Annotated in this window: 1 protein-coding gene; it reads left to right on the forward strand. The window is 73.9% G+C overall.

Annotated features, from left to right (window positions below):
- Positions 1–9,785, forward strand: a 9,785-nt coding sequence (locus tag ACIP5O_RS36670) for an SDR family NAD(P)-dependent oxidoreductase (protein WP_401302153.1), incomplete at both ends; no start/stop codon positions are given.

Raw genomic sequence — 9,785 nt, forward strand, 5'->3', positions numbered from 1 at the left:
GACCCCGCCTACTGGACACGCCACATCCGCGAAACAGTCCGATTCGCCGACACCATCCACACCCTCCGCACCCACCACACCACCACCTTCCTGGAAGTCGGATTCGACTCCGTCCTGACCCCGGCCGTCGCCGCGACCCTCGGCGACGACGAGCGGGTCCGGGCCGTCCCGGTCGTACGGCGCAAGGGCGGCGAGGCCGAGTCCGTCGCGGCGGCCCTGGCCGACGCCTACGCCTGCGGCGCGTTCACCCCGGACTGGGACGCCGTCCTGGGCACCGGCGGCACCGACGCCCCCCGACCCCGCCCCCTCGCCCTGCCGACGTACCCCTTCCAGGGTGAGCGGTACTGGCTGGAGCCCGCCGCTCCGGCCGGCGACCTGGGGCGCCTCGGTCTCGACAGCGGCGCCGACCACCCGCTGCTGGCCGCCGCCGTCGGACTCGGTGACGACCAAGGGCTGCTCCTCACCGGCCGGTTGTCGCTGCGCACCCACCCGTGGCTCGCGGACCACGCGGTCGGCGACCGGGTACTGCTGCCGGGTACCGCCTTCGTGGAACTGGCCCTGCACGCCGGCGACCGGGCGGGCTTCCCCGTGCTCGACGAACTCACCCTCGAGTCGCCCCTCTTCCTGCCCGCGCAGGGGGCCGTACAGCTCCAGGTCGCCGTCAAGGCGCCGGAAGCCGACGGCCGTTGCGCGGTGACCGTCCTCTCCCGGCCGCCCCGGACCCGTGACGCCGCCGACGGCGACACACCGTGGACCCGGCACGCCTCGGGCCTGCTGTCCGCCGAACCGTCCCGGCCGCAGCCCGCACCGCGACCGGCGGAGGCCTGGCCCCCGGCCGGAGCCGAGGCGGTGGACGTGGACGGCGCGTACGCGGCGCTGGCGGGACTCGGGTACGCCTACGGACCCGTGTTCCAGGGGCTCGTCGGCATGTGGCGCGAGGGCGGCGAGCTGTTCGCCGAGGTACGGCTCCCCGAGGAGGCCACCCGTGACGCCGGCGCGTTCGGGCTGCACCCGGCGCTGCTGGACGCGGCCCTGCACCCGCTCGTGCTGGCGGACGCCGTGGCGGGCGGGACCGCGGCGCCCCGCGTCCCCTTCTCCTTCTCCGGCGTGCGGCTGCACGCGATCGGCGCCGACACCCTGCGGGTGCGGATCTCCCCGGCCGACGACGGCACCGCCGCACTGAGCCTCACCGACGGCACCGGTGCCCCGGTGGCCCGGATCGACGAGCTGGTGCTCCGGCCGATGGACCTGGGCGCCGCCCGGCGCGACGGCACGCTGCTGGCCGTGGAGTGGGAGCCGCTCCGGCTCGAAGCGGAAGCCACCGCACGAACCCCCCGGTTCGCGGTCCACGAGGTCGCCGCCGGGCAGCCGGTCCGGGCGGCCGGCGCCGCGGCGCTCACCCGGATCCAGGCGTGGCTGGCGGAGGCGGAGGAGGGCGTGCTGGTCGTCCGTACCCACTCCGCGGACACCGACCCGGCGGGCGCGTCCGTCCGCGGACTCGTCCGCACGGCGCAGACGGAGCACCCCGGCCGGTTCCTCCTGCTGGACACCGACGGCGACGACGTCCCGTGGGACCGGGTCGCCGCCGCGATGGAGACCGGCGAGTTCCAGCTGGCGCTGCGTGACGGGCGGTTGTGCGCCGCACGGCTGGTCCCGGCCGAGGCCGGGGACGCCGCCGAAGGCGCCACCGGGCGTCGGGTGTTCCGTGCCGGGGGCACGGTGCTGATCACCGGTGGCACCGGAGCACTGGGCACACTGGTCGCCAAACACCTGGTCACCGAACACGGCGTACGCAACCTGCTCCTGGTCTCACGCCGCGGCCCCGCCGCCACCGGAGCCCGGGAAACAGCAGCCGAACTCCAGGCACTGGGCGCCCAAGTCGACATCGTCGCCTGCGACATCACCGACCCAGCCGCACTGACCGACCTCCTGGACAGCGTCCCCGCAGACCGTCCCCTGACCGGCGTGATCCACACCGCCGGCGTCCTGGACGACGCCACCCTGGAAACCCAGACCCCACAACACCTCGACACCGTCCTCGCCCCCAAGGCCGACGCAGCCCGACACCTCCACGAACTCACCCGCCACCTCGACCTGGACACCTTCGTCCTCTTCTCCTCCGTGGCGGGCACTCTGGGCACCGCGGGACAGGCCAACTACGCGGCGGCCAACGCCTGCCTGGACGCACTGGCCACCGAGCGCCGCGCGGCCGGGCTTCCCGCGACCTCCCTGGCCTGGGGCCTGTGGGCCGAGGCGGGTGGGATGACCGTCGAGCTGGCCGACGCCGACCTCGCCCGGATGCGCCGCGCGGGCATCGCGCCGATGCCGAACGCCGAGGGACTGGCCTTCCTCGACGCCGCTCTCTCCGGGACCGCCCCGGCCGTCGTCGCCGCCGGTCTCGACCTGGCCCAGCTCCGTGGCCGGGCCGCGAACGGCACGCTGCCCGCCCTGTTCCGTCGAATGGTCCGGGTTCCGGCCCGCCGCCGGACCGCCGGACAGGGCACGGACGGCTCGTGGGCCGCGCAGCTGCGGGCCCTGCCCGCTGCCGAGCGCGAGCAGACCGCACTCGGCCTCGTACGGGCGCAGGCCGCCTCCGTGCTCGGGCACTCGGGCACCCGGGCCGTGCCCGCCGACCGGGCGTTCAGCGAGTTGGGCTTCGACTCGCTGACGGCGGTCGAGCTGCGCAACCGGCTCAACCAGACGACCGGGCTGAGGCTGCCGGCCTCGCTGCTCTTCGACTACCCGACCCCGGCGGTGCTCGCCGCGCACCTGCGGGCCGAGGTGCTCGGTACGGACGAGCCCGTGACCGACGGCGCCTCGACGGAGGCCGACGTCCTCCCCGTCGACGACGATCCGATCGTGATCGTGGGGATGAGCTGTCGTTTCCCGGGTGAGGTCACCGATCCCGAGGGGCTGTGGCGACTGGTCTCGGAGGGCCGGGAGGGGATCTCGGAGTTCCCGGTGAACCGGGGCTGGGACCTGGAGGGGCTCTACGACCCGGACCCGGAGCGACGGGGCACCTCGTACACGCGGCACGGCGGCTTCCTGCACGACGCGGACCGTTTCGACGCGGAGTTCTTCGGAATGAGCCCGCGCGAGGCACTGGCCACCGATCCGCAGCAGCGGCTGCTCCTGGAGACGGCCTGGGAAGCGTTCGAACGGGCGGAGATCGACCCCGCCGACCTGCGCGGAAGCCGGACCGGCGTGTTCGCCGGCGTCATGTACCACGACTACGCCTCGCGGCTCCAGCCCATCCCCGAGGGTTACGAGGGCCTGCTGCTGACCGGCAACACCGGCAGTGTGGCGTCGGGTCGGGTGGCCTATACGTTCGGGCTGGAGGGCCCGGCGGTGAGTGTGGACACGGCCTGTTCCTCATCCCTGGTAGCACTGCACCTGGCGGTACAGGCTCTGCGCCGTGGTGAGTGCACCATGGCACTGGCCGGTGGCGTCACGGTCATGTCGACACCCGGAACCTTCGTGGAGTTCAGCCGCCAGCGGGGACTGTCGCAGGACGGGCGGTGCAAGGCCTTCTCCGACGACGCCGACGGCACCGGCTGGGGCGAGGGAGCAGGCCTGCTCCTGCTGGAGCGGTTGTCGGACGCCCGCCGCGCCGGACGCCGGGTACTGGCGGTGATTCGGGGCAGCGCGGTCAACCAGGACGGTGCGAGCAACGGCCTGACCGCACCGAACGGACCTTCGCAGCAGCGCGTCATCCGCCAGGCCCTGGCCTCGGCCGGACTCTCCGGCGCCGACATCGACGTGGTCGAGGCCCACGGCACCGGAACCCGACTGGGCGACCCGATCGAAGCACAAGCCCTCCTGGCCACCTACGGCCAGGACCACACCCCGGACAACCCCCTGTGGCTCGGCTCGGTCAAATCCAACATCGGCCACACCCAGGCAGCCGCCGGCGTGGCCGGAATCATCAAAATGATCATGGCCATGCGCCACGGCACCCTGCCCGCCACGCTCAACGTCACCGAAGCCACCCGAGAGGTGGACTGGTCGGCAGGAGCGGTCAGCCTGCTGACCGAAGCCCGTCCCTGGGAAGCCACACGCCGCCCCCGCCGCGCCGCGATCTCCGGATTCGGCATCAGCGGCACCAACGCCCACCTCATCCTCGAAGAACCCCAACCCACCGAAACACCCCGCGAAGACGGCACCGTTCAGGAGGACACCAGCCCCCGCACGCCCCCGCTGATCCTCTCCGCCCGGGCCGAGCAGCCCCTGCGGGACATCGCCGCGCGGTTGAGCGAGGTGCTCGTCCCCGCCGACGTGGACCCCGCCGACGTGGCCTGGTCCCTGCTGTCCGCCCGCGCCGTCTTCGACCACCGCGCCGTCGTCACCGCCACCGGCCGTGACGACGTGCGGCAGGCCCTGGACGCCCTCGCGGCCGGACGGCCCGACCCGCGCGTGGTCACCGGCGCGGCCGCCTCCGGCGGCCTCGGCGACACCGTCTTCGTCTTCCCCGGCCAGGGGTCCCAGTGGGCCGGCATGGCCCTCGAACTCATGGAGGGCTCGCCCGTCTTCCGGAACCGGATGGCCGAATGCGCCGAGGCGCTCTCCGAGTTCACGGACTGGTCCCTGCCGGACGTCCTGCGCGGTGCGCCCGGTGCGCCCGGCTACGACCGGGTGGACGTCGTCCAGCCCGTCCTGTTCGCCGTCATGGTGTCGCTCGCCGCGCTCTGGGAGTCGTACGGCGTCCGTCCCGCCGCCGTCGTCGGGCACTCGCAGGGCGAGATCGCTGCGGCGGCCGTGGCGGGGGCGCTCAGCCTCCAGGACGCGGCTCGCGTCGTCGCCCTGCGCAGCCGCGCCCTCGGCGCGCTCGCGGGCACCGGCGGCATGGTGTCCGTGCCGCTGCCGTACGAGGAGACGGAGCGCCGCATCGCGGCCTGGCCCGGCCGGCTCTCGGTCGCCACCGTCAACGGGCCCGGCTCGTGTGTGGTCTCCGGAGACCCGGGCGCCCTGGAGGAGCTGCTCGCCGCCTGCGCGGCCGAGGAGATCCGGGCCCGGCGCATCCCGGTCGACTACGCCTCCCACTCCGCGCACGTCGAGGCCATCGAGGAGGAACTGCTCACCCTGCTGGCCCCCGTCTCCCCCCGTGCCTCGCGCGTCCCCTTCTATTCGGCCGTCACCGGTGACGTGCTGGACACCGTCGGACTCGACGCGGCGTACTGGTACCGCAACCTGCGCGCCACCGTGCGCTTCGACCTGGCCACCCGGACCCTGCTGGAGCACGGCCACGGCGCGTTCATCGAGGTCAGCCCCCACCCGGTGCTGACCACCGCCGTCCAGGACTCCATCGCGGCCTCGGCGGCCCCGGGCTCCGGGGCGGTGGCGCTGGGCACCCTGCGCCGCGACGAGGGCGGACCGGAGCGCTTCCACGCCTCCGTCGCCGCCGGGTACGCCGCCGGCCTGGAGGTGGACTGGAAGCCGGCCTTCGGCGACGGGGACACCGATCGCCCCCGCCGCCACGTCGACCTGCCCACCTATCCCTTCCAGCACGTCTCGTACTGGCTCGACGCCACGGCCCCGGCCGGCGACATGAACACCGCCGGTCTGCGCAGCGCCGACCACGCGCTCCTGGCCGCCGCCGTCGAGTTCGGCGACGGACGCGGTCTGCTGCTCTCCGGCCGGCTGTCGCTGCGCACCCACCCGTGGCTCGCGGACCACGCCGTCAGCGGCACCGTGCTGCTGCCCGGCACCGCCTTCGTCGAACTCGCCCTGCGGGCGGGGCGCGAGACCGACTGCTCCCACCTGGAGGAGCTCACCGTCGAGGCGCCGATGGTGTTCGCGGAGGGCACCGCCCTGCGCCTCCAGGTCGCCGTCGGCGAACCGGCCGCGGACGGCCGGCGCAGCGTGACGGTCCTGTCCCGGACCGACGACGACGACCCGCAGGGCACGTGGGTCCGGCACGCCACCGGCACGCTGAGCACCGCCCCGGCGCACGCCGCCCCCCTGCCGGGCGCATGGCCGCCGCCCGGCACGGTCCCGGTGGACCTCGAAGACGCGTACGAGCGGCTCGCCGCCCGGGGATACGAGTACGGGCCCGCCTTCCAGGGCCTGCGGGCCCTGTGGCGCCACGACAACGGGACCGACGTGTACGCCGAAGTGGCGCTCGCGCCCGACGAGAGCTCCGGAGCCGACGCGTTCGGTCTGCACCCGGCGCTGCTGGACGCGGCCCTGCACCCGGTGGCGCTCGGCGCGCTCGGCGCGGCCGGGGAAGGCGCGCTGCCGTTCTCGTGGAGCGGGGTCACCCTGCACGCCGAAGGCGCCCGGGCGCTCCGTGTGCGGCTGCGTACGGTCGGCCGCGACGAGATCGCCGTCTCGGTCGCCGACGCCCTCGGCAACCCGGTCGCCGACGTGGATGCCCTGAGCCTGCGCGCGGTCGACAAGGACCGGCTGCGCACGGCCGGGACCCGGCGGGTCCCGCTGCTGCGGGTGGACTGGCAGCCGTACGCGGTGCCCACGGGCTCGGGTACCGGCGCCGGCTACGAGGTACTGGAGGCGGCGGCCGGGACCGGCGAGGTCCGCGAGGTGCTCGCCGGGGTCCTGGCGCGGCTCCGGTCGCACCTGGCCGACGACACGCGAGAGCAGCTGGTCGTGGTCACCCGGCAGGCCGTGGCCGCTCCCGGCACGGCCGCGCCGGAGCCGGTCGCGGCGGCGGTCTGGGGGTTGGTCCGCACGGCGCAGACCGAGCACCCCGGGCGGTTCGTCCTGCTCGACCTGGAACGCGGCGCCGAGCTGCCCGCGGTGACGGAGATCGGCACCGAGACGCAGTTCGCCGTGCGGGGAGAGCAGTGGTTCCGGCCCAGGCTGGTCCCGGCCGAGGCCGGGGACTCCGCCGGGCGTCGGGTGTTCCGTGCCGGGGGCACGGTGCTGATCACCGGTGGCACCGGAGCACTGGGCACACTGGTCGCCAAACACCTGGTCACCGAACACGGCGTACGCAACCTGCTCCTGGTCTCACGCCGAGGACCCGCCGCCACCGGAGCCCAGAACACGGCAGCCGAACTCCAGGCACTGGGCGCCCAAGTCGACATCGCCGCCTGCGACATCACCGACCCAGCCGCACTGACCGACCTCCTCAACCACATCCCCGCAGACCGTCCCCTGACCGGCGTGATCCACACCGCCGGCGTCCTGGACGACGCCACCCTGGAAACCCAGACCCCACAACACCTCGACACCGTCCTCGCCCCCAAGGCCGACGCAGCCCGACACCTCCACGAACTCACCCGCCACCTCGACCTGGACACCTTCGTCCTCTTCTCCTCCTACGCCGGAATCATCGGCAACGCAGGACAGGCCAACTACGCCGCCGCCAACACCTACCTCGACGCCCTCGCCGAACACCGCCACGCACTCGACCTACCGGCAACCTCCCTCGCCTGGGGCCTGTGGGCCGACAGCAGCGGCATGACCGGCGAACTCACCGCCGGCAACCTGGCCCGCCTCGGTCGCTCCGGCATCGCACCGCTCACCGCCGACCAGGGGCTCGCCCTGTTCGACGCCGCGCTCACCGGGACCGCCCCGGCCCTGGTCGCGGCCCGCCTCGACCTGGCCGCCCTGGCCCGGAGCGGCGGACCGGTCCCGGACCTTCTGCGAGGTCTCGTACGGCCCACCGCGCGGCGGGCCGCCGCTGCCGCCGCGGGAACCGGCGACCCGGTCGGCCACGGGCTCGCCGACCGCGTGCGCGCCCTGGCGGCCGACGACCGCCGGCGGTTGGTCACCGAACTCGTCGCGGCCGAGGTGGCCGCCGTACTCGGGCACACCGACCCTCGCGCCGTACCGGTGGACCGCCCCTTCACGGAGCTGGGCTTCGACTCGCTGACGGCGGTCGAGCTGCGCAACCGGCTCAACGGGGCGACCGGCCTCAAGCTGCCGGCCTCACTGGTGTTCGACCACCCGACCGTCGTCGTGCTCGCCACCCACCTCACCGGTGAACTCCTGGGCGGTGACCAGGAGGCCGGGACCGAAGCGGGCGCGGGCGCCCCGGCGGTGGAGACCGGCGTCCTCCCCGTCGACGACGATCCGATCGTGATCGTGGGAATGGGCTGCCGTTTCCCGGGTGACGTCACCGATCCCGAGGGTCTGTGGCGGCTGGTCGCGGAGGGCCGCGACGCCATTGGGGACTTCCCCGACGACCGTGACTGGGACCTGGAGACCCTGTTCGACGCCGACCCGGAGCAGCGGGGCACGTCGTACACGCGGCGTGGCGGCTTCCTCTACGACGCGGACCGTTTCGACGCGGAGTTCTTCGGAATGAGTCCGCGCGAGGCGCTGGCCACCGATCCGCAGCAGCGGCTGCTCCTCGAGACGGCCTGGGAGGCGTTCGAGCGGGCGGGGATCGCCCCGGCGAGTCTGCACGGCAGCCGGACCGGCGTCTTCGCCGGCATCATGTACAACGACTACGCCTCGCGCATCAAGCGAGCGCCCCGGGATCTCGAGGGTTACCTGGTCAACGGCAGTTCGAACAGTGTGGCGTCGGGTCGGGTGGCCTACACCTTCGGGCTGGAGGGCCCGGCGGTGAGTGTGGACACGGCCTGTTCCTCGTCACTGGTGGCACTGCATTTGGCGGTGCAGGCCCTGCGTCGTGGCGAGTGCACCATGGCGCTGGCCGGCGGTGTCACGGTCATGTCGACACCCGGAACCTTCGTCGAGTTCAGCCGGCAGCGGGGGCTGTCGCAGGACGGGCGGTGCAAGGCCTTCTCCGACGACGCCGACGGCACCGGTTTCGCGGAAGGCGCGGGTCTGCTGCTGCTGGAGCGGTTGTCGGACGCCCGCCGCGCCGGACGCCGGGTACTGGCGGTGATTCGGGGCAGCGCGGTCAACCAGGACGGTGCGAGCAACGGTCTCACTGCACCGAACGGACCTTCGCAGCAGCGCGTCATCCGTCAGGCACTGGCCTCGGCCGGACTCTCCGGCGCCGACATCGACGTGGTCGAGGCCCACGGCACCGGAACCCGACTGGGCGACCCGATCGAAGCGCAGGCCCTGCTTGCCACCTATGGCCAGGACCACACCCCGGACAACCCCCTGTGGCTGGGCTCGGTGAAGTCCAACATCGGTCACGCCCAGGCAGCCGCCGGCGTGGCCGGAATCATCAAAATGATCATGGCCATGCGTCACGGCGTCCTGCCCGCCACCCTCAACGTCACCGAAGCCACCCGAGAGGTGGACTGGTCGGCAGGAGCGGTCAGCCTGCTGACCGAATCCCGTCCCTGGGAAGCCACACGCCGCCCCCGCCGCGCCGCGATCTCCGGATTCGGCATCAGCGGCACCAACGCCCACCTCATCCTCGAAGAACCCCAACCCACCGAAACACCCCATGAGGACACCGTCACGGAAAGCGCTCCGGCCGCGCAGCCCGTCCCGTGGGTGCTCTCCGCCCCCACGGGTGCCGCGCTCCGCGCCCAGGCGGCGGCCCTGGCCGCACACGTCGAGGCCGACCCGGCGGCCGCCGACCCGGCCGCGACCGGTCTGGCCCTGGCCACCGTCCGCTCCGCCTTCAGCCACCGCGCGGCCGTGGTGGGCCGCGATCGGGAGGAGTTCCTGACCGGTCTGCGGGCCCTGGCCGAAGGCGAAACGGTGCCGTCCGTCATCCGGGGCCGGTCCGTCGGCGGGTCCCGTCTCGCGGTGTTGTTCTCGGGGCAGGGTTCGCAGCGCCCAGGCATGGGACGCGAGCTGTACACCACCCACCCCGTCTACGCCGCCGCCTTCGACGAAGTCTGCGAAAAACTCGACCCCCTCCTCGGACACTCCCTCGCCGACATCGTCTTCGC

The organism is Streptomyces sp. NPDC088915 (assembly GCF_044749825.1).
Taxonomy (GTDB): Bacteria; Actinomycetota; Actinomycetes; order Streptomycetales; family Streptomycetaceae; genus Streptomyces.